This is a genomic window from Streptomyces sp. BK239 (assembly GCF_004217285.1).
Classification (GTDB): Bacteria; Actinomycetota; Actinomycetes; order Streptomycetales; family Streptomycetaceae; genus Streptomyces.
In genome coordinates, this window is record NZ_SHKS01000003.1 from 721,936 (window position 1) to 742,327 (window position 20,392).

At 71.8% G+C, this 20,392-nt stretch carries 17 protein-coding genes, 5 tRNA genes and 1 riboswitch; of the genes, 13 read left to right on the forward strand and 9 right to left on the reverse strand.

Features of this window, described 5'->3' with window-relative positions; all coding sequences use genetic code 11:
• Window positions 1-35: 35 nt before the first annotated feature.
• The 5 genes from EV567_RS13290 to EV567_RS13310 all read right to left on the reverse strand — a co-directional run bounded on the left by EV567_RS13290 (window position 36) and on the right by EV567_RS13310 (window position 3,532).
• Window positions 36-1,280 carry an acyltransferase gene (locus EV567_RS13290; RefSeq protein ID WP_130439438.1) on the reverse strand — a complete coding sequence of 415 codons (1,245 nt, stop codon included), beginning with the start codon at window positions 1,278-1,280 and terminating at the stop codon, window positions 36-38.
• A gap of 227 nt (window positions 1,281-1,507) precedes the next feature.
• Window positions 1,508-1,581: transfer RNA gene (locus EV567_RS13295), tRNA-Phe, on the reverse strand.
• Window positions 1,582-1,605: 24 nt separating this feature from the next.
• Window positions 1,606-1,680 (reverse strand) — tRNA-Asp (locus EV567_RS13300).
• Between the two features lie 37 nt (window positions 1,681-1,717).
• Window positions 1,718-1,790: transfer RNA gene (locus EV567_RS13305), tRNA-Glu, on the reverse strand.
• An 80-nt stretch (window positions 1,791-1,870) separates the two neighbouring features.
• A complete protein-coding gene (locus EV567_RS13310) occupies window positions 1,871-3,532 on the reverse strand; it encodes a metallophosphoesterase (RefSeq protein ID WP_130439440.1) in 1,662 nt (553 codons plus the stop codon).
• A gap of 84 nt (window positions 3,533-3,616) precedes the next feature.
• On the opposite strand from EV567_RS13310, the gene EV567_RS13315 reads away from it, so the two are divergent.
• The 9 genes from EV567_RS13315 (at window position 3,617) to EV567_RS13355 (ending at window position 12,203) form a co-directional block, all read left to right on the forward strand.
• Entirely contained in the window at window positions 3,617-3,967 is a 351-nt protein-coding gene (locus EV567_RS13315; RefSeq protein ID WP_055637702.1) for a metallopeptidase family protein, read from the forward strand.
• Window positions 3,968-4,104: 137 nt separating this feature from the next.
• Entirely contained in the window at window positions 4,105-4,644 is a 540-nt protein-coding gene (locus tag EV567_RS13320) for a hypothetical protein (RefSeq protein ID WP_130439442.1), read from the forward strand.
• A gap of 299 nt (window positions 4,645-4,943) precedes the next feature.
• Complete coding sequence (locus EV567_RS13325) at window positions 4,944-6,956, forward strand: DEAD/DEAH box helicase (protein ID WP_130439444.1); 2,013 nt, start codon at window positions 4,944-4,946, stop codon at window positions 6,954-6,956.
• A gap of 189 nt (window positions 6,957-7,145) precedes the next feature.
• Window positions 7,146-7,218 (forward strand) — tRNA-Lys (locus tag EV567_RS13330).
• Window positions 7,219-7,568: 350 nt separating this feature from the next.
• Window positions 7,569-8,060 (forward strand): hypothetical protein, encoded by a 492-nt coding sequence (locus EV567_RS13335; RefSeq protein WP_242620783.1) that lies wholly within the window; start codon window positions 7,569-7,571, stop codon window positions 8,058-8,060.
• A 26-nt stretch (window positions 8,061-8,086) separates the two neighbouring features.
• Entirely contained in the window at window positions 8,087-9,691 is a 1,605-nt protein-coding gene (locus tag EV567_RS13340) for a hypothetical protein (protein WP_242620784.1), read from the forward strand.
• Between the two features lie 52 nt (window positions 9,692-9,743).
• On the forward strand, window positions 9,744-10,460 hold the full coding sequence (locus tag EV567_RS13345; RefSeq protein WP_130439446.1) for an ATP-binding cassette domain-containing protein: 717 nt from the start codon (window positions 9,744-9,746) through the stop codon (window positions 10,458-10,460).
• A 23-nt stretch (window positions 10,461-10,483) separates the two neighbouring features.
• Window positions 10,484-11,659, forward strand: a complete 1,176-nt coding sequence (locus EV567_RS13350; RefSeq protein WP_242620785.1) for an FtsX-like permease family protein — start codon at window positions 10,484-10,486, stop codon at window positions 11,657-11,659.
• 145 nt (window positions 11,660-11,804) lie between these two features.
• A complete protein-coding gene (locus EV567_RS13355; protein ID WP_130439450.1) occupies window positions 11,805-12,203 on the forward strand; it encodes an ASCH domain-containing protein in 399 nt (132 codons plus the stop codon).
• Window positions 12,204-12,222: 19 nt separating this feature from the next.
• On the opposite strand, the gene ribA is transcribed toward EV567_RS13355, so the two are convergent.
• A complete protein-coding gene (gene ribA / locus EV567_RS13360) occupies window positions 12,223-12,858 on the reverse strand; it encodes a GTP cyclohydrolase II (protein WP_130439452.1) in 636 nt (211 codons plus the stop codon).
• A 182-nt stretch (window positions 12,859-13,040) separates the two neighbouring features.
• Window positions 13,041-13,562, reverse strand: coding sequence for a MarR family winged helix-turn-helix transcriptional regulator (locus EV567_RS13365; protein WP_130439454.1), 522 nt, complete (start codon window positions 13,560-13,562; stop codon window positions 13,041-13,043).
• Window positions 13,563-13,612: 50 nt separating this feature from the next.
• Here EV567_RS13365 and EV567_RS13370 point away from each other — a divergent pair, with 50 nt between their 5' ends.
• The 4 genes from EV567_RS13370 (at window position 13,613) to EV567_RS13385 (ending at window position 17,504) form a co-directional block, all read left to right on the forward strand.
• Window positions 13,613-14,746, forward strand: a complete 1,134-nt coding sequence (locus EV567_RS13370; protein WP_130439456.1) for a dihydrofolate reductase family protein — start codon at window positions 13,613-13,615, stop codon at window positions 14,744-14,746.
• Between the two features lie 98 nt (window positions 14,747-14,844).
• Window positions 14,845-14,918, forward strand: a tRNA-Met gene (locus EV567_RS13375).
• A gap of 353 nt (window positions 14,919-15,271) precedes the next feature.
• A riboswitch (cyclic di-AMP (ydaO/yuaA leader) is annotated at window positions 15,272-15,430 on the forward strand.
• A 7-nt stretch (window positions 15,431-15,437) separates the two neighbouring features.
• Entirely contained in the window at window positions 15,438-16,484 is a 1,047-nt protein-coding gene (locus tag EV567_RS13380; RefSeq protein ID WP_130439458.1) for a M23 family metallopeptidase, read from the forward strand.
• A 75-nt stretch (window positions 16,485-16,559) separates the two neighbouring features.
• Complete coding sequence (locus EV567_RS13385; protein WP_130439460.1) at window positions 16,560-17,504, forward strand: aldo/keto reductase; 945 nt, start codon at window positions 16,560-16,562, stop codon at window positions 17,502-17,504.
• Between the two features lie 103 nt (window positions 17,505-17,607).
• Here EV567_RS13385 and EV567_RS13390 read toward each other — a convergent pair whose 3' ends face one another.
• Both EV567_RS13390 and trmB read right to left on the reverse strand, forming a co-directional pair.
• On the reverse strand, window positions 17,608-19,227 hold the full coding sequence (locus EV567_RS13390; RefSeq protein ID WP_130439462.1) for a PrsW family glutamic-type intramembrane protease: 1,620 nt from the start codon (window positions 19,225-19,227) through the stop codon (window positions 17,608-17,610).
• 51 nt (window positions 19,228-19,278) lie between these two features.
• Window positions 19,279-20,103 carry a tRNA (guanosine(46)-N7)-methyltransferase TrmB gene (gene trmB, locus EV567_RS13395; RefSeq protein WP_242620786.1) on the reverse strand — a complete coding sequence of 275 codons (825 nt, stop codon included), beginning with the start codon at window positions 20,101-20,103 and terminating at the stop codon, window positions 19,279-19,281.
• Window positions 20,104-20,392 lie beyond the last annotated feature (289 nt).

Here is a 20,392-nt window from a genome sequence, read left to right on the forward strand (position 1 = left end):
AACCTGGCGAACCCTTTTGCGGGGCGCTGCCGGGCTCAGCCCTGGCGCGACCCTGCGGTGGACGCCTCCGACGACGACGCGACCGGCTTGGCCGGACGGAAGCGGGCCGTCTTCAGCCAACGGCGCATGGCCGTCGCCATGGGGCGCTCGAGGAAGCGGTGCACGACGTAGCAGAGCAGCACCAGACCGATCACCGTGCCCACGATCAGCAGCCGGGGGTCGACCCGGTCGCCGAAGCGGTAGGCGATGGTCAGGCCGATGGGGCTGTGCAGCAGGTACAGCGGGAAGGTGAGCGTGCCCGCGACGCTCAGCCACCGCCAGCGGATCCGGTGCGTCCAGCCCAGCGCGATCGCGGCGATCATGAAGAAGAACGCCGTGATGACCAGGATCAGCCAGCCGCGCCACGGCGACCACTCGTTCCAGCTGATACGGCCCCCGCCCGGCGTCAGCAGGAAGTGCAGCGCCAGCAGCCACGACATGCCGACCACGCCCCACAGCAGCGGCGTCGGACGGAAGCGGTACATGAGGTAGAACGCCATGCCGGCGATGAAGTACGGCGCGGACGGCGGGTTGACCACCAGCGTCAGCAGCGGCATGTCCGCGGCCGGGGCGAGCACGGCGGCCACCGTCCACAGCCCGGCGAAGACCAGCACCCGCTGGTAGGTGAGGCCCTTCCACACCACGACCGCGAAGGTCAGGTAGAAGCACAGCTCGGGCCAGAGCGTCCAGTACACCGAGTCCAGGTGCTCCACGCCCAGCGGCTTCTGCAGCATCGTGAGGTTGGCGAGGATCACCCGCGGCTCGGTGCTCCCGAAGGGCGCACCGGCGAACTTGATGCATATCGCCGAGACCACGACCCCGATCCAGTACATCGGGTAGAGGCGGGTGACGCGGGATATGAAGAAGTCGCGCGGGGTGCGGCCCCAGGCGCTCATACAGATGACGAAGCCGCTGATCAGGAAGAACAGGTCGACGCCGAGCCGTCCGAAGGCGAAGATCGGGTGGGCGTCCGGGAAGATGTTCTCCGGCGTGCGGCCCCAGAGGTGGACCATCGTCTTCGGCTTCTGACCGATGAAGTGGAAGAGCACCACGGCCAGCGCAGCCAGGAACCGCAGTCCGTCGAGCGCGGCCAGCCGCCCCCCGCCGGCACCCGAGCGGGACACGATCACGCGTCCGGAGGCGGGCGCGGCCTGCGTCGGCGGTGTCTTCTGCGCCGCTGCTCCCTCACCTCCCAGGTCCGTGGTCGCGTCGACCTGTCCCGTTCGGTGCGTCGTCGTCATCCCTCTACCGTTCGTAGGCGTCGTCTGTGGGCCCGCTGAGCCAGCCTGACAGTCTGACCTGCGGACCGATGGAAGGGTTGTGAGGACCAGGAGAAAATGTTTTGGGTTTGTACCGCCTGGCCCCGTCCCGCCCGGAGGCGCGCACATACCCGGAGCCTTAGGGAAGCCCGGATCCGGCGCGGCGAAAAAGCGGAAGCCCTGTCCGTGAGGACAGGGCTTCCGGGCTGTGGCTGGGGCCGGGGTCGAACCGGCGACCTTCCGCTTTTCAGGCGGACGCTCGTACCAACTGAGCTACCCAGCCACGAGGTTTCACGTGAAACCTCAGCGGTCCTGACGGGATTTGAACCCGCGGCCTCCACCTTGACAGGGTGGCGAGCACTCCAAACTGCTCCACAGGACCAAGCGTTGTGTACGACAGTGTCGCACACGGTGTTGCGTGCCCCCAACGGGATTCGAACCCGTGCTACCGCCTTGAAAGGGCGGCGTCCTAGGCCGCTAGACGATGAGGGCTATCGGCCCGCCTGGGCGCTTCTCAGCGCGTCGGGGACGTGAGAAGCATATGGGATGGCGGGAGGGATCGCCAAAACGGTTTACCGGGCGGGTGCGGAGGGCGTCGGGGGCGGGGTGCCGGGAGCCCCTGTGGGAGGGGTGTTCGCGGGTGCCGTGGGCGGTGCGCCCGTCGGCGTTCCGGACGGTCCCGTCGGGGTTCCGGAGGGGCTGGGCGAGGTGGTGGCGCCCGGTTGGTTCTCCTTCGGGAGGTGGCGGCTGACCTCGGCGGTCGTCAGGCCCAGGCCGCCCAGTTTGATCTCGTCCCAGGCCTGGAGACGCCGCGTGTCGCGGTCGAAGTAGAGGATCGAGGCCTGGATGGGGTCGGGGTACTTGCCCTCGACGGCACGCAGGCCGCTGCCGCCCGTCGACCCCTCGACGCGCAGCCGGGTGCCGTTCTTCAGGATCTCCATGTCCTCGTGATGGAGGTGACCGGCCAGGGCGAGGGGCACCTCGCCGTCGGTCCGGCGGGCGGCGGCGGGCTCGTGGGCGACGGCCACGTCGACGGGCGTGCCGGCGGCCCGCTGGGCGCGGAGCGCGTCCGCGAGCCGGTCGCCGGCCGCTTCCTGAACGTCCTGGCCGCTCTGTTCGGTCGAGCGGTCGGGGGTGAACTGCGGGTCGCCGACGCCGGCGAAGCGCAGACCTGCGAGGGTCACGGCGCGGCCGTCGTCGAGGATGTGGACGTTGCGGACGCCTTCCAGGTAGCGCTGGGTGGTCGCCGAGTCGTGGTTGCCCCGGACCCAGACGTAGGGCGCGCCGAGGTCGGCGATGGGGTCCAGGAAGCCGTTCTCCGCCGCTGATCCGTGGTCCATGGTGTCGCCGGAGTCGACGATGACGTCCACGTCGTACTGGTCGACGAGGGAGGAGATGATCTTCCAGCTCGCGGGGTTGAGGTGGATGTCCGAGACGTGCAGCACGCGGACGGTGGTGGGGTCCGGCTGGTAGGCCGGGAGGGTCGAGGTGACGTCGTAGAGCTTGGTCACATTGGTGACCAGGCGGGCCAGTTCCTTCTGGTAGACGTCGAACTCGGTGACGATGCTGCGGGCGTTGCCGACCAGGGAGGGCGCCGAGGAGAGCAGGCCCGAGAAGCGCGGTTCGAGGACCGACTTGGGGTTCCAGGTGGCCCACGCGGTGGCGCCCGAGGCGGTGAGGAGGCCGAGGGCGAGGCCGCCTGCGGCGAGGGCGCGGCGGGGGCGGCGGTAGACGGCGAGGCCGAGCGCGGTGGCGCCGGTGACGACGGCGACGCAGGAGCGGAGTGCGAGGTCGAGGGTGCCGTGCTCGACGTCGCGGGCGATCTCGTCCTGGAGGCCGGAGAGGCGCTCGGGGTGGTCGACGAGGGCCTGGGCGCGGACGGGGTCGAGCTGGTCGACGTTGACGTCCAGCCGGACGGGCCCGGTGTGACTGTCCAGCTGGAGGGCGCCCAGCGGAGAGACGTTGATCTTGGTGCCGCCGGTGGTGGAGGGGCGCAGGGTCATCGTCGTGTTCATCGGTCCCACGGGGGCGCGGACGTCGCCGACGATCAGCAGCCCGAGCCAGGCGCCGAGCAGGACGACGGCGGTGAGACCGAGGGCGCGGGTCCACGGGCGGGGCCGGGCGGCGAGTTCGGGGGTGGTGCGGGGAGCGGCGGGGCGGGAGCCGGGCTTGCGGTGCTTCATGGGGTTCAGGGCGGCGGCGGAGGCGCGGAGGGGGACGCGGACGCGGACCATTCGTCGCGTATGCCCAAGCGAGCGACCGGATATGCGGGCCGTTCGCACCCCTCGCACGGCGGTGTCGTACCGGAGAATGGGCGTGTGCTGGAGATGACGCGCGAGGAGTTCGAGGAACTGGTCGCCGAGGCGCTGGACCGGATTCCGCCGGAGTTGACGCGGTTGATGGACAACGTCGCGGTGTTCGTCGAGGACGAGCCGCCCGCGGACGATCCCGAGCTGCTCGGGCTGTACGAGGGGACCCCGCTGACCGATCGCGGCGAGTGGTACGCGGGGGTGCTGCCGGACCGGATCACGATCTACCGGGGGCCGACGCTGCGGATGTGCGCGACGCGGGAGGAGGTCGTCGCGGAGACCGAGGTGACGGTGGTGCACGAGATCGCCCATCACTTCGGGATCGACGACGCGCGGCTGCACGCGCTGGGGTACGGCTGAGTCGCTCGGGCCGCCTGAGCCGCTGATGGCCGGACCGGCTGAGGGGGTGCGGGCTGCAGGGCCTTCGGGGCGCGTGTCCTCCTGCGGGTGGCGGGAGTTGAAGTGGTTGACTCCCGCTTCGTCACCGGAGGTGGCCCGTGCGCCCCTTGTACCTACCCGTTCGCCTGGCCGTCACGGTCCTGGTCGCCGCAGCGGCCGCCGGTTGCATGAGCGTGGGCGACGACGAGGGCGGCCGGGTCCGGCCGTCGCACTCGGTGGGGCACCGGGGCGGTGAGGCGGCGGACGTCGGCGGCGGCGGGTGGGCCGGTGGGCACGGCTTCGCCACGGCGGGCGGCGAGGGCAGGCACGGGCGGGGCAAGGGCGGGAAGAAGGGCGAGCCGGGCGCGTCGGCGGCCCCGTCGGAATCCGCCTCGCCGAAGGCGAGCGCGGCGCCGTCGGTGAAGACGCAGCCGGGCAAGCCCGGGCAGAGCGAGAAGCCGGGAGTGCCGGAACCGCCGAAGGAGGAACCGGCGCCCACGCGTCCCGCCGAACCGCAGACGCCGGCCCCGCAGCCGGACCCGCCGCTGCCCAGCGTGCCGGAGCCGACGGTCGCCGAGCCGTCGTCGTCGGCGCACGAGGAGCCGGCGCCGCAGCTGGTCGAGCGGGAGCCGGCGCCGGTGGCGGGGGTGCCGGTGTAAGTGTCCCGGCTCAAGTGCTTTGCGGTGGCGGCTCGTTCGCGTCCGGACGGGGTGCGCCTCGACGCGGGGCCGGCTGTGCCGGGTGTGACGTACGTCTACAGGGCTCGGTTTGCCTTAGGGGGTGCAGGGTGCGTATGGTGGTAGATCGTTTGATCCCATTTGCCCGGCGCCACCGCAGAGCGCGCCGTGTGGCGCGTACTCTCCCTTGCCGTGGCGGCGGACCGCATAGAGGCGGTCGTAATGCGAACACGGAGTTGACGGGCGCGTGCCGACGAGACTCCGGAAGGTTTCGCATTCGCATGTCCATTTCCAGTACTGATCACGCCGTCGTGCCCGAGAACGTCGTGACCGAGAACGTCGACGCCGACCTCGTGAACGAGGCCGCCGACACCCAGGTCAACGAGACTCCCGAGCTCACCTTCGCAGACCTCGGCCTCCCCGAGGGCGTCGTGCGCAAGCTGGCGCAGAACGGCGTGACCAGCCCCTTCCCGATCCAGGCGGCGACCATTCCGGACGCCCTGGCCGGCAAGGACATCCTCGGCCGTGGCCGCACCGGCTCCGGCAAGACCCTCTCCTTCGGTCTGCCGACGCTGGCCACGCTGGCCGGCGGCCGCACCGAGAAGAAGAAGCCCCGCGCGGTCATCCTGACCCCGACGCGCGAGCTGGCCATGCAGGTCGCCGACGCGCTCCAGCCGTACGGCGACGTCCTCGGCCTGAAGATGAAGGTCGTCTGCGGCGGTACGTCGATGGGCAACCAGATCTACGCCCTCGAGCGCGGCGTCGACATCCTGGTCGCCACCCCCGGCCGCCTCCGCGACATCATCAACCGCGGCGCCTGCTCGCTGGAGGACGTGCAGATCTCCGTCCTCGACGAGGCCGACCAGATGTCCGACCTGGGCTTCCTGCCCGAGGTGACGGAGCTGCTCGACCAGGTCCCGGCGAGCGGTCAGCGCATGCTCTTCTCCGCGACCATGGAGAACGAGATCAAGACCCTGGTCGACCGCTACCTGAAGAACCCGGTCAGCCACGAGGTCGACGCCGCCCAGGGCGCGGTGACGACCATGTCGCACCACATCCTGATCGTGAAGCCCAAGGACAAGGCGCCGGTCACGGCCGCGATCGCCTCCCGCAAGGGCCGCACCATCATCTTCGTCCGCACCCAGCTCGGCGCGGACCGCGTCGCGGAGCAGCTGCGCGAGGCGGGTGTGAAGGCTGACGCGCTGCACGGCGGCATGACCCAGGGCGCGCGCACCCGGACGCTGGCCGACTTCAAGGACGGTTACGTCAACGTCCTGGTCGCGACGGACGTGGCGGCCCGCGGCATCCACGTCGACGGCATCGACCTGGTGCTGAACGTCGACCCGGCCGGCGACCACAAGGACTACCTGCACCGAGCCGGCCGCACCGCCCGCGCGGGCCGCACCGGCACGGTCGTCTCCCTGTCCCTGCCGCACCAGCGGCGTCAGATCTTCCGTCTGATGGAGGACGCGGGCGTCGACGCCGGGCGTCACATCATCCAGGGTGGGGCCGCCTTCGACCCGGAGGTCGCCGAGATCACCGGCGCCCGCTCGATGACGGAGGTCCAGGCCGAGTCCGCGGGCAACGCCGCGCAGCAGGCCGAGCGCGAGGTCTCCCAGCTCACCAAGCAGCTGGAGCGCGCGCAGCGTCGTGCGACCGAGCTGCGCGAGGAGGCCGACCGGCTGGTCGCCCGGGTCGCGCGCGAGCGGGGCGAGGACCCCGAGGCGGCGGTGGCCGAGGCGCAGGCCGCGGCCGTCGAGGCCGTCGAGGCGCCGGCGGGGTCCGAGGTGTCCGTGCCGGAGCAGCCGGCCGCGCGGGACATCGACCGCGGCGACCGTGACCGTGGTGGCCGTTCGTTCGAGCGTCGTGACGACCGTCGGGACGACCGTGGTGGCCGTTCCTTCGAGCGTCGTGACGACCGTGGCGGCTTCAACCGCGACCGTCGGGATGACCGTGGTGGCCGTTCGTTCGAGCGTCGTGACGACCGTCGGGACGACCGTGGTGGCCGTTCCTTCGAGCGTCGTGACGACCGCGGCGGCTTCAACCGCGACGGCGACCGTGACCGTGGTGGCCGTTCCTTCGAGCGTCGCGACGACCGTGGCGGCTTCCGCGGGCGTGACGAGCGTGGCGGGCACCGTGGCAGCGACCGTCCGTTCAACCGCGACCGCCGCGACGACCGCCCGGGCTTCCGCACCGGCGGTCACGACCGCCCGTACGGTCGCCGTGACGACCACCGCGGCGGCGGCTCCTTCGGCCGCCGTGAGGACAAGCCGCGCTGGAAGCGCAACGGCTGAGTCTGTCTGAAGTGATGAAGGGCCCCGTGACACGAGATGTCACGGGGCCCTTCCACATTCACCAGGCGCGAAAACGACGCCCGATGCGCCCGTTTCCTTCCCCTTCCCGACCACTGACAGGGCCGTGTCCCCGATACCCGATCGGAGACAGGGCCACGTCCCGCTATGCTCGGGGAGGCAACATCGCCTGGGCCCTTAGCTCAATTGGCAGAGCAGTGGACTTTTAATCCATTGGTTGTGGGTTCGAGTCCCACAGGGCCTACGGACGCGGGGGAGAGGCACTCCCCCCGACTTGCCGCGCAGCGCCCGGATCAGCTTCGGCTGATCCGGGCGCTGCTTCGTTTCCGCGCCGGTCGGCCGGACAGCCAGGGGACGCTTCATCGCCCAGTCCGGGCTACCTCTCGCGGGTGAATCAGCGCCGGTCTTCGGCGGTCGATGCGGGGGTTCGGGGTGGCTTCCGCGCGGTGCTGTTCCCGGGCCGGAAACGCGGTCTGGCCTCGGGTGGGGTGGTGTCGTCGCCGGGGTGGGAGGGCCGCTGATGCGTCGCTTTCGGGCACATGTTCTGGAATATGCGGCATGTACTGTTCGGCGCCTGATCAAGGACGGATGGACATGACGCATGAACACGGGGGACCGACGATGAAGAGGACGTTGCTGACCACGGGGCTCGTCTCGGTGCTGGTCATGGGGTACGTCACGCCGAGCGTGGCCATCTCCGACTCCGCCTCGACGGCTCTGCCCGGCACCGGCGCCAAGCTCGAGGTGAACGCCTGGCAATGCAGCGCCTACGCCGACAAGTGCTCCTTCAAGACCTCCACCAAGGCCAAGAAGGGCGGCGTGAAGTACAACGTCAGCAAGATCACCAACATGGCCACCGTCAAGGCGAACGGCTGGCAGGCCACCCTCGCGTTGAGTCCCAGCGGGACGCAGGTGAGTGAGAACACCCGGCAGGTCAGTTGGACCAACGAGAACACCTGGATCGCTGACATCAACGGCATCGCCGACCCGGGCGGTTCGTTGAACACGAGCATCACCACCTGCTCCGACGGCGGTGCCTTCAAGTCCGGGGTCAAGGCGTTCGCTTCCGCCTGTGCCAACGACTGAGCGACGAGTTGAAGCGGAGCGGCCGCGTGAGGAGCAGTCTTCTTCCGGGCGGGGCGCGCCGTCCGAGCCGTCGTCATGCGCTCGCCGCGGGAGTGATGGCGGTGGCCGCCGGGGCGCTCGCCGTCTCGATGGCCGGTGGCGGAGTCGTCGAACGCCCTGAGCTCCCCGGAAGCCGCCTGGCCGAGCAGCTCGACGCCCTGCGCGGCGCCAACGACCTGGTGCGCGCGAGCCGTACCGACGTCGGGCGGGACCCGGCCCTGTACCCGACCGCGTTCGGACGGCTGGAGGCGGCCCTCGCCGGTCGTGAGGTCCCGGCGCTCGACCGCCAGGCGCTGGCGGACCTCGTTCGCACCGACATGCTGGACACCCCCGCCTGGCAGGCGCACTACGTGTGCCTGGCGATGGCGGATTCGAGCAACCCGGACGCGGGGGAGGTTCTGGAGCGGGCCGGGCTCCGGCGCCGGGCGGTGAGCGAGGCGCTCGCCTACCTGCGCGCACCGGACCGCGGCGACGACGCCCTGACCTCGCTCGCCACGCGTGCCGCCTTCCTCCGTACGGCGACCTGTCTGGGCGCCGACGACGAGGTACCCCGCACGACGCTCGACCGCCTCGCGGCCGACACCGCTCGGGCCGAGCAGCCGGCGCCTGCGCTCTACGCCGTCGAGGCCCTGCGGGATGTGGGAGTGCCGGCCCGTGCCACGCGGGCACTGAGGGACGCCGACACCGCGGCGACGGCCGACTGCCCGGCCGTGGACCCCGTTCAGCGAGCCGCGGGGGCTCTGCTGCGCCGGCAGGTGACGCGGAAGACGCAGACCTGTCTGCTGCCCGCCCTGCGCGACCCGGATCCGCAGACCCGGTGGCTCGCCAGGCGTGCGCTCCTGCTGGCGGCGGACCGCCCGGCGTCCTCGCTGCCCACCGCTGTCGGCGGCGTCCGTCCAGACGGCCTCGTCGCCAAGGCGCCGACGCAGCTCGGCACCCTCACCGCCACCTATGAAGCCGCCCGCGCCCTCACCGCCAGCGCCCGGCAGGCGCACACCCCACACTGGCTCAGGAAGCGGCTGCGGCAGTTGGGTTCCGATCCCGCACTCGAGGCCTCGGACCGACTTCTGCTGGCGATGACGTGTCACCGGCTGTCCCTGACCTGCGGACCGCAGGCGGACAAGGGCGTCAAGGAGGCCGCCGCGCTGGTGGTGCCTGCCCGCCTGACCGAGGCGAACCAGCGGAGTTGGTACGGAACCATGGCGGCGCGAGCGGAGTTCGGGCTGGGATGCCCGCGCACCGCCGTCGACCTGCCCGCGGGTGAGGACACCGTGCTGTCCGACGCCTCACTGCGCATCGTGGTCGTCCTCGCCGACGCGGGCTGCGCGAACCGTGCACGACAACTCGCCTCGGACGCCGATCTCATCGGGCAGGCCCAGCGGGCGCTGCGCGAAGGGAAGTTGGCGACCGCCTCCGACGCGGTGCAGGCGGCGCTCGCCTCCGACCGGAGCATCCCGCAGGCGTGGTGGGACGGGCTTCCCCGTCTGCTCGACCGCTACCGCGACGCGAAGTTCCCCGACCTGTACGCCGACGCGCCGGGCGGCGTCGCGTCCGCCGAGGCGACCCGGGCCGCGTACTACCTCCTCGCCTGACGCCGAACCACGGTCCCTCGCCCGGGATCCCTCTCGGAAGGACGCTTCCCTCATGTGCACCGACTCAGCGCCACCCGTCCTGGCCGAAGGCCTCGCCTTGCGGTACGGCGGGTCGGGCGGCGGTCTCGTATCCGCTGATCTACGGCTCGACGCGGGCGTCATGGCAGCCGTCGAGGGGCCCTCGGGTTCGGGGAAGAGCACGCTGCTGGCCCTGCTCGGGCTGATCCTCTCGCCGGACGCCGGTGTCCTGCGCATCGCCGGGACGGACACCGCGCGTCTCACCGGGGCCGAGCGGGACCTGCTGCGGCGGCGTTCGATCGGCATCGTTCTCCAGGATCTTGGGCTGCTCGGTTTCCTCAACGCGTGGGAGAACGTCGCCGCAGCCTTCGGACCCCGGCTGGGCCGGCACCGGGCCGTGGCTCAAGAACTGCTCGGGGACCTCGGGATGGGGGAGTTGGCCGGCGCGCCAGTGGCCGAGCTGTCCGGGGGGCAGCGGCAGCGGGTCGCCGTCGCGCGCGCCGCCGTGAAGAAGCCGGCGCTCGTACTGGCCGACGAGCCGACCTCCGGCCTGGATCCCGACAACGCGGACTCCGTGATGCGTGCCCTGCGCGCCTGCGCCCAGCGGGGCGCCGCCGTGCTGCTCGTCACGCACGCGAGTGCCGTCGCGCAGGCGTGCGACGAGCGATACGTGCTCGACGCCGGTGTGCTGTACAAGGCCGGAACCGGTGCCGGTGCGCACGAGACAGCGGACGAAGGGGCCCTGGGATGAGTCGGTGGTGTCTGTACACATGGGTGCGTGAGCCGCGTTCCCTGCGTCGGGGGCTTCCCGCGCTCGCCGTTCTCGCCGCCCTCCTGGCCACGGCCGCCGGTGTGGCCGGCGGCGCCGCCGGGGCCGTGGAGCGGGACGTGCTGGGGTCTGGCGGTCTGACGCAGATCGAGCTGTCGGCGTTCGAGGGGGATGCCTCGGTACGGCCCCTGACCGCTTTCGCCCTGCGCGACGCAGAGGGCGTGTCCGGAGTCCGTGAGGTCGTCGCCGACTACGTCTCCGCGCTGTACGCCGAGGAGGATGGCACCTACGACCTGCCCAGTCACACGCTGACGCCGGGCGACGATCTGCCCTATGTCGAGGGGGCGGCGCCCTCCGGACCGCTCTCGGAGGGAGAGGTGGTCCTGCCCGCCTCCGCGCAGGGGACCGACTTCCGGCCGTTCCTGGGACGGTCCCTCGCCTTCGGGTACACCAGGGCGACCGGGAGCGCCTCGGGAGGGACGGAGGTGCTCCGGTTGAAGGTCGTCGGGCTGTACGACCCAGGCTGGCAGGTCGACGGACCGGGGACGGCCTATCTCGCCGAGGGGACGGCGGCGTACCTGGCGGCCGCGCGGGCCGGGCAGACGGCGGAGGTCTTCCGGGACAAGGAAGGGGCGCGGTCCGCCGTGGTCGTGGTGCGTCACCAGCGGGACGTGGCGTCCGTCGTCACCGCCCTGCGGCGGGACGGGTTCTCGGCGTCTCCCGTGTCCGACAGGGTGCGGCACCTGCCGGGGCTGTTCGGGGCAGCGGACCTCGCCATGCGCGCGGGCGTGCTGGTTCTCGCGGTGGGCGCCGTGGTGCTGGGCGCGGTGCGGGCCGGAGACAGCGTCCGGGGGCGGATCGGGCAGTTCGCGGTTCTGCGGATCCTCGGATCCGGACGGGGCGAGCTGCGGCGGATCCTGCTCGGCGAGGCCGTACTGACCGGCGGCGCGGCAGGCCTCGCCGGTGTGCTCGTCGGGGCCGGGACGTCGTCGGCGCTGGCGCGTCCGCTCAGCGGCCTGCTGGGCCTCCCCATCGCCCCCCTCGACGCGCTGCCGGGGCTCGGCTGGGCCGCGTCCGCTCTGGTGCTGCCCGCCCTCGGGCTCGCGCTCGGCACCCTGCTCGGCAGTCGGGAGGCGCTGGGGCGTGATCCCTATCTGGTGGCGCGGGCGCACGGTGTGTAGACGTTATGCGGTCGTGTGATCGTCGGTGTGGGGGTCATCATGCTGCTCCGGTGGTCGCGTTCGGCGGGTCGCCGGCCGGTGCAGGTGGGCTCCGCTGACGGAGCCGGGTCCATGAGCCGGACCCCTACGGGCGGAGGAGACGACGATGTGGCCACGGGTCGACGGTATGCGGGCGTTGGAGCTCGGCAGCCCGGACGAGATGCGGGTGCGGCTCAACTCCCTTGTGCTCGAGGGGTCGAAGAGGGCGACGACCGGGCTGCTCGCGGAGTACGTGGAGGAGACCGAGGGGCTGGAGTACGTCGGTGAGCGCCTCGCGCTGGTCGACGTCGACGGTGTGCGTGTCGCTACCGTCGAGGTCACCGGCGTCGAGCGGACCGTCTTCGCCGAGGTGACCTGGGCGCACGCGGCGGCCGAGGGGGAAGGCGACGCGGACCTGGGGGAGTGGCGGGCGGGACACCGCCGCTTCTGGGACTCCGAGGGCGCGCCGGTGGAGGACGACACGCCCGTGGTGTGCCTGGCGTTCCGGGTCGTGGAGACGGTGTAGTCCCGCAGTACTACGGGGTTCAGCCGACGCTGAGTTCGGTGAGGCTCGCCAGTGGCAGGGTGTGCTGGGTCTGGAGGACCTTCGCCCGCAGGTAGCGGACGTTGTGCTCGGTGGTGAAGACGCCCGTCGGCACCCGGTCGAGGACGTCGATGCCGAGCGCCCGCAACTGGCCTGCCTTGTCAGGGTTGTTGGAGAGCAGGTCGAGCCCGGAGATGCCCAGCGCGCGCAGCATCTGGGCGGCGGCCGTGTAGTCGCGGTCGTCCTCCGGCAGGCCGAGCGCGGCGTTCGCCTCGTAGGTGTCCAGACCCTGGTCCTGGAGGGCGTACGCGTCGAGCTTGTTGTAGAGGCCGATGCCGCGGCCTTCCTGGCGCAGGTAGAGCAGCACGCCGCCGCGGTCGGCGATGCGTTCGACCGCCTCGCGCAGCTGGGGGCCGCAGTCGCAGCGGGCGGAGCCGAAGACGTCGCCGGTCAGGCACTCGGAGTGCAGCCGGACCAGGGGGACGGGGCCGGGGTCGCCGAGGACCACGGCGACGTGCTCCTGGCCGTCGACCAGGCCGTGGAAGGTGACCAGTTCGGCGTCGACGGAATATCCGTCGCCGAAGCGCAGCGGCACCCGGACTCGGGCTCGCGGGGTGGCGGCAGGGGTGTCGGGCATGCGGGTCCTCCCGGTCCGGGAAACGGATGCTTCAGATTTGAAGCAGATCGACCGAGCCTGACGCTATCCCATGCTTTAACTTTGAAGCAACCAGGACCGGTTGTGACGTGGGCCATGCGGCGCCCGGGTGCGAGCGGCCGGCCTGCTCGTGCCCGATCGGCCTCACTAGTGCCCGGCCAGCCTCACTCGCTCCCGGAGCACGGCGACGACCGGCGGCGCCACGGGAGGTCCTCCGGCGCGCTCTCCTCACCGTCACCCTGGAGTCCACGCGTGACCTGCGTGAAGATCTCCTCCAGCTGTCCCACCTGCTCCGGCGTGAGCCGGTCGAACAGGAAGGCCCGGACCGTGTCGACATGGCCGGGCGCCGTGTTCTCCAGGACCGTCATGCCCTCTTCGGTCAGGACCGCGACGCTCCCCCGCCTGTCCCACCGGCAGTCCTCCCGCCGCAGCAGCCCGTCCTTCTCCAGCCGGGTGACCGCGTACGTCAGCCGGCTGCGGGTGATCTTCAGCCGTTCGGCGAGCTCCGTCATCCGCAGCCGCCGTTCCGGTGACTCGGAGAGGTTCGCGAGGATGGAGTAGTAGAGATGGGGCATGCCGGCCTCCTGCTGGAGCTGCCGGTCGATGGCGTCCTCCAGGAGGAGGTAACCGGCGACGTAAGCGCGCCAGGCGCGCTGCTCCTCGGGGGTGAGCCAGCGGGTCGTCATGCCACCAGTGTAAGTTTGCTTCAAACTTGAACCAAGGGAGAGGTCGCGCGATGCCGTACCCGTACGTCCTGCTGTCCGCCGCCGTCTCCCTCGACGGCTACCTGGACGACACCGGCCCCGAGCGCCTGCTGCTCTCCAGCCCCGCCGACTTCGACCGGGTCGACGAGGTGCGCGCCTCGGTGGACGCCATCCTGGTCGGCGCCGGCACCATCCGCGCGGACAACCCCCGGCTCCTGGTCAACTCCCCGGACCGCAGGGCCGCCCGGGTCGCTTCGGGCCGCCCTGAGTACCCGCTCAAGGTCACGGTCAGCGGCTCCGGCGAGCTGGACCCGGCGGCGAACTTCTGGCACACGGGCGGCGAGAAGGTCGTCTGCACCACCGACGAGGGCGCCGGGCGCGCCCGCTCGCTCGGCATCGCCGCCGACGTCGTCCCGCTCGGCCCCGCCCTGGACTGGCGCCGGCTCCTCGAACACCTGCATGACGTCCGGGGCGTGCGGCGCCTCATGGTCGAGGGCGGCGGGACGATCCACACCCAGCTCCTCCAGCAAGGCCTCGCCGACGAGATCCAGCTCGTCCTGGCCCCCCTCTTCGTGGGCGACGCCGACGCGCCCCGGCTCTTCGGGCCGGGCGGCTACCAGGGCGGACGGCTGCGGCTGGTCGAGACGCGGCGCATCGAGGACGTCGTCCTCACCCGCTACGAGCCCACCGCGCCCGGCGCCGGACCGCTGCCCGTCGCCGCCGACCGGCACTGGCTGGCCCTCGCCTGTGAGCTGGCGGCCGCCTGCCCGCCGTCGAGGACCGCGTTCAGCGTGGGCGCGGTGGTGGTGGCCGCCGACGGGACGGAGCTGGCGCGCGGTCACTCGCGGGAGGGCGGCGACCCGGTCGTCCACGCGGAGGAAGCGGCCCTCGCGAAGATCGACCCCGCGGATCCCCGGCTGGCGACGGCGACCGTGTACAGCAGCCTGGAGCCCTGCGCGCAGCGCTCCTCCCGGCCGGCCCCCTGTGCCCGCCTGATCCTGGACGCGGGCGTCCGCCGTGTGGTGACGGCCTGGCGGGAGCCGGACACCTTCGTCCGCGAGGCCGACGGCAGTGGGCTGCTGGCGTCCGTGGGAGTGGAGGTGCTGGTGCTGCCCGAGTACGAGGAGCGCGCCAAGGTTCCCAACAGCCACCTGACGGCACCCTGAGCGCGCCCCGGTGTCCGGCCCGCCGGGCCCTGATCGCCCCTGATCCGGGCGGTGGTCATTCGGGGTCCCGCGCATGGTCTACACTGGTGTCATACCGACGCGGGGTGGAGCAGCTCGGTAGCTCGCTGGGCTCATAACCCAGAGGTCGCAGGTTCAAATCCTGTCCCCGCTACTGAAGGCCGAGGGCCGGAATCCATTGGATTCCGGCCCTCGGTGCGTCTCCCTCCATGGGCCTGCCCCGGGTACCGCCCGGGAGCGATGGTCCCCTTGGTCATCATCACGGCGGGTGACCGTGTGAGTGCCCTGTGCATGGCGTCCGAGCGCCCGTCACCTGCGGTGTCCGGTTCAGGAGTGACCCGTAGGGGGTGGAGGGACGGTCAACTCGCCCGTTTTTCACCGCTCATGGGGAGAACGTCCAGGCCAGAAATGTTGTTGATCAAGAAGAACGGCTTGGAAACATGCCCCTGAGTCTATTAACGTTCGATAACGCAGCGCGGTCGTCCCAGCCGACACAAGAGTCGGCTCCGTGCGCACGCGCCGAATCCCGCAAGGGAACCGGGGAACCACCACCATGGGGTGAATCACGCGAAGCCGCCGTATGACAACGGCCGGTTTACGCGCGTAGGAGACCTTCCCGCTCCGAACCCGTCAGCTAACCCGGTAGGCGACGGAAGGAAAGGAGCACGCCCGCGTGGCGTCCAACCGGCCTGCCGCAGAAGCCCCCTCCGTGCCCAGCCAGACGTTCGGCTATGGCAGCTACCGCACCGACGAGGGCCCCTGGGAGGAATGGAACCCCACCGCGGAGTCCGTTCGCCCGGTTCGCGGCCGGCATCGTGTGGCCAAGCAGCGCGGCGGACTCGCCCGTAGCTCCACCGTTCTCGGCGTCGGCGTCATAGCCGCCGTCGGCGGCGCCGGCATGGCCAGCGCCAACACCGGCAAGCCGCCGGTCTCCATCTCCATGCCGGACCTCCCCTCCGTGGGTTCCCTCATCTCCGACGATGACACCCCTCAGGAGAGCGCACCGGCCCTCGCCGCGTTCGGCAGCGTCGCCGCCGAGCCGGTGGCCACCGCGACCGCCGACCAGACCGTCGCCGAGAGCACCGCCGACGCCGGTGAGGTGCTCCGCAGCCGGATCATGGCGCAGGCCGAGTCGCAGCAGACCCAGATCGAGGCGAAGGCGGCCGCGGCCGCCCAGGCGGCCGCCGTCAAGGCCGAGGCCGACGCCGCCGCGAAGGCCAAGCAGGAGGCGGAGGCCAAGGCCGCCGCCGCGAAGCAGAAGGCCGCCGAGGAAGCCGCGGAGAAGGCCGAGGCCGCACGCCTGGCCAAGCTCGCCGGGCAGTACACGCTGCCGACCTCCTCGTACACCCTCACCTCCACGTTCGGTGAGGCCGGCGCCTACTGGTCCTCCGGGCACCACACCGGGCTCGACTTCGCCGCCCCCACCGGAACCCTGATCAAGGCCGTGCACAGCGGCACGATCACCTCGGCCGGCTGGGACGGGTCGTACGGGTACAAGACCGAGCTGACCCTGGACGACGGCACCGAGATCTGGTTCGCCCACCAGTCCTCCATCAGCGTCAGCGTCGGCCAGAAGGTCACCACCGGCGAGGTCATCGGCCGCGTCGGCGCCACCGGCAACGTCACCGGCGCCCACCTCCACCTCGAGGTGCACCCCGGCGGCGGCAGCTCCGGCATCGACCCGGCGGCCTGGCTGCGGGACAAGGGACTCAACCCCTGAGGTTCCCCTGACGTTTGCGAACTCTTGGCCGGAGGCGCGGAATGCGCGCCTCCGGCCTTCGCGTTGAAGTGAGGCATGACTTCTCTGCGCAAGCTAGGTTCCTCCGACCTCGAGGTCTTCCCGCTGGCCCTCGGGGGCAACGTCTTCGGCTGGACCGCCGACGAGGCGGCCACCTTCGCCGTCCTGGACGCCTACACGGCCGCCGGCGGCAACTTCATCGACACCGCCGACTCCTACTCCGCCTGGGTCGAGGGCAACAGCGGCGGTGAGTCCGAGACGCTCATCGGCAAGTGGCTGAAGGCGCGCGGCAACCGCGACGACGTCGTCGTCGCGACGAAGGTCAGCCAGCACCCCGACTACCAGGGGCTGACCGCCGCCAACATCAAGGCCGCCGCCGACGCCTCCCTCCGCCGTCTCGGCACCGACCACATCGACCTCTACTACACCCACTTCGACAAGCCCGAGGTGCCCGTCGAGGAGATCGTCGGCGCGCTCGACGAGCTGGTGAAGGCGGGCAAGGTGCGGCACATCGCCGCCTCCAACATCTCGCCCGAGCGCCTGCGCGCCTCCCTGGAGTTCTCCGACCACGAGGGACTCGCCCGGTACGTGGCCCTCCAGCCCCACTACAACCTGGTCTCCCGCGACACCTACGAGGGCGCGCTGCAGGACGCCGCCGCCGAGGCCGGACTCGCCGCCGTCCCCTACTTCTCGCTCGCCTCCGGATTCCTCACCGGCAAGTACCGGCCCGGCGCGACGGTCGACAGCGCGCGGGCCGAGGGCGCCGCCAAGCACCTCGAGACCGAGCGCGGCCGGCGGGTCCTGGTCGCCCTGGACGAGATCGCCCGGGCGCACGACGCCGAGGCCGCCACGGTGGCCCTGGCCTGGCTCGCCGCCCAGCCGACGGTGGCCGCGCCGATCGCCTCCGCGCGGACGGTGGACCAGCTGCCGGCGCTGCTTGCGGTGGGCGGACTGGAACTGACCGAGGCGGAGGTCGCGCGGCTGACGGAGGCCTCTGCGTGAGCGGCGCCGGCGTGGCGTGAGCCTTCTGCGTGAGCGGTGCCGGAGTGGCGTGAGCCTTCGTGGAGCGTCAGACCCGCCTGAGGCGGGTGCCGTTCTGCGGGGCTCACGCGTAGGGGGTGTGGCCCGGGTGGGTCGGAAGCCCCGTGTGTCCCGGGGAGCTCGCGTGTCCTGAGGGCGCGGGGTGACCGACGTATCCGGGCCCGCCCAAGGGTGCGGGTTGTCCGGCGTACCCAGGCTGTCCGGCGAGGCCGGCGGCGTGCGGGGGTTGGCCCCCGTACGACCCGTAGGCGCCCGGTGCTCCGTGTGCCCCGGGTCCGCCGGGCGCCCCGTGAGACCCGTACGACCCCGATCCGTCGGCTGCCCCGTAACCCGCGGGCGACCCGTAGCCCCCGTACGACCCGGGGCGCACGGGTCCGGGGTGCGGGTACGGTCCCGGCGCCGGGTGCCCGTACATCCCGTGGACCGGCCAGGGCGGCACGGTGACCGGTACCGGAGGGGCCGTCATACGGGCCGCGTGCTCCAGCGCGGGCCGGGCCACGTCCTTGCGCCGCCACAGCTCGTTGAGCAGCTCCCGCTCCCGGGAGACGAAGTCGGCGCCGGCCCGGCCGAGCCGCCCCCGGTGCCGCAGGAACGCCAGCGACGTCGCGTAGGCCTCGTACTGCGCGACCGTCCGCGCGGCGGGCTTGCCGAGGTGCTGCCGTGCGTACTTGCGGGCCAGCAGGCGCGCCCGCATCGAACCGAGCGCGTACGGCTCCGCCGGGGTGATCCAGCCGGCCGCCGCGTACGCGGGCAGCTCCTCGCGGACCGTGCCCAGCTCGCGCTGCCGGGTCCACACCACCAGCCATGTCAGCACGCCGAACGCGGGCACCATGAACGCCCCGTACACCGCGAAGAAGCCCCACGCGCCGAGGACGGACGAGCCGTTCCAGAGGGCGTGCATGCCCATCGCGAGCAGCAGCCCGCCCAGCGGGAGGAGGACCTTGCGCACCCGCCGGCCCTCTGCGGACAGCGCCGCGATGCCGAAGCCGATGCCGGTCAGGACGGTGAACAGGGGGTGCGCGAACGGCGACATGATGACGCGTACGAAGAAGGTCGCCGCGGTCACGGAGGCGATGCCGCTGTCGCCGCTGAGCTGGTCGGTGCCGAACGCGGTGCCCAGGTAGAGGATGTTCTCGGTGAACGCGAAGCCGGTCGCGGTGAGGCCGGCGATCACCACGCCGTCCACGAGCCCGGTGAAGTCCCGTCTGCGGAACAGGAAGACGAGGAGCACGGCCGCTGCCTTCGCGGACTCCTCCACGACCGGCGCTATCACCGTCGCGCCGAGGGTGTCCGCGCTGGAGGGGTCGGCGGTCGAGGTCGCTATCCATTGCGTCGCGAAGCTGTTGGCGACGATCGCTATCAGTGCGGCCGCGCACGCCCCCCACGCGAACGCGAAGATCAGATTCCGCCAGGGGCCGGGCTCGACCCGGTCCAGCCAGCGGAAGGCGGCTATGAGCAGCGGCACGGGCAGGATCGCGAGCCCCAGGCCCACCAGGAAGCCCTGCGTGCCGGTCTGTTCGCGGACAAGGGCCAGGATGACCAGTCCGGACAGCGCGAGCAGGGTGATCAGGGCGCCGTAGCGGACCCACTTGTGCTGCCACCAGTGCGCGTGCCGGAGCCCATTGCCCTCGGCTGCTGTGCCGGGGTCCGGCGGGTACGGCGGAAACGGCGGACTGATGGCCACGGCATCGACCCTAACGAGCGAGAGGACGGCGGTGTAGGGGATTTCGGCCGGTCAGTGATCCCCGCGCTCCCCGTGCTGTACGCGGCGGAAGAGCAGATCGTTCACCACATGACCCTTGTCCAGCCCCTGCCCCTCGAAACGGGTGAGCGGACGGAAGTCGGGACGTGGCGCGAAACCGCCGTCCGGGCTGGTGTTCTCGAACTCGGGGTGCGCGGTGAGGACCTCGAGCATCTGCTCCGCGTACGGCTCCCAGTCGGTCGCGCAGTGCACGAGCGCGCCCGGCCTCAGCCGCGTCGCGGCGAGGTCGAGGAACTCCGGCTGGATGAGGCGCCGCTTGTGGTGCCGCTTCTTGGGCCACGGGTCGGGGAAGTACACGCGCAGCCCGGCGAGGGAGTCCGGGGCGAGCATCTCGCGCAGCAGGATGATCGCGTCGCCGTTGCCGACGCGCACGTTGGCCAGGCCGTTGCGGTCGGCGAGGGCGAGCAGGTTCCCCTGGCCCGGGGTGTGCACGTCCACCGCGAGGATGTTGGTGTCCGGGTCGGCGGCGGCCATCTGCGCGGTGGCCTCGCCCATCCCGAAGCCGATCTCCAGGACGACGGGACCGTCGTCGCCGAACAGCTCGGCCAGGTCGAGGGGCCGGCCGTCGATGTCGAGGCCCCACCTGGACCACAGCCGCTGCAGCGCGTCGGCCTGACCGGCGGTCACCCTGCTCCGCCGGGGCTGGAAACTGCGGATCCGCCGCTCGAAGTGCGAACCGGCGGGATCGGCCTTGGGCCCGTCGGGGAAACGGGGCTCGCCCTTGGCCCGCGTGTACCGGACGGACTCACCCGGGGCATGACCGTGGGCGGAGGACTCGGAGCTCAGGAAATCAGACACAGTGGGTCGATTTTACGTGCCACCACGAGGCAGACGGGCCCCGGAGCGACCGGGCTTGTGCTCCCCTCACGAGGACGCGGCGCCGTCCGCCCCGCGCCAGGCGGCGGGCGTGGCCCGATCCCAGACGCCATCCGGGCCGGCACACGGAATTCTCGAGCCGGCCGGCTGACGGGGCCGCAGTCAGCCGACTTTCCGGGGCCGCAGCGGCTGGCCCCTCGGGGCCGCGGGGAGGTCAGCGCAGATCGGGGCAGCAGACCGGACTCATGGAGCCCGGAGCAGGTCCGCTCCC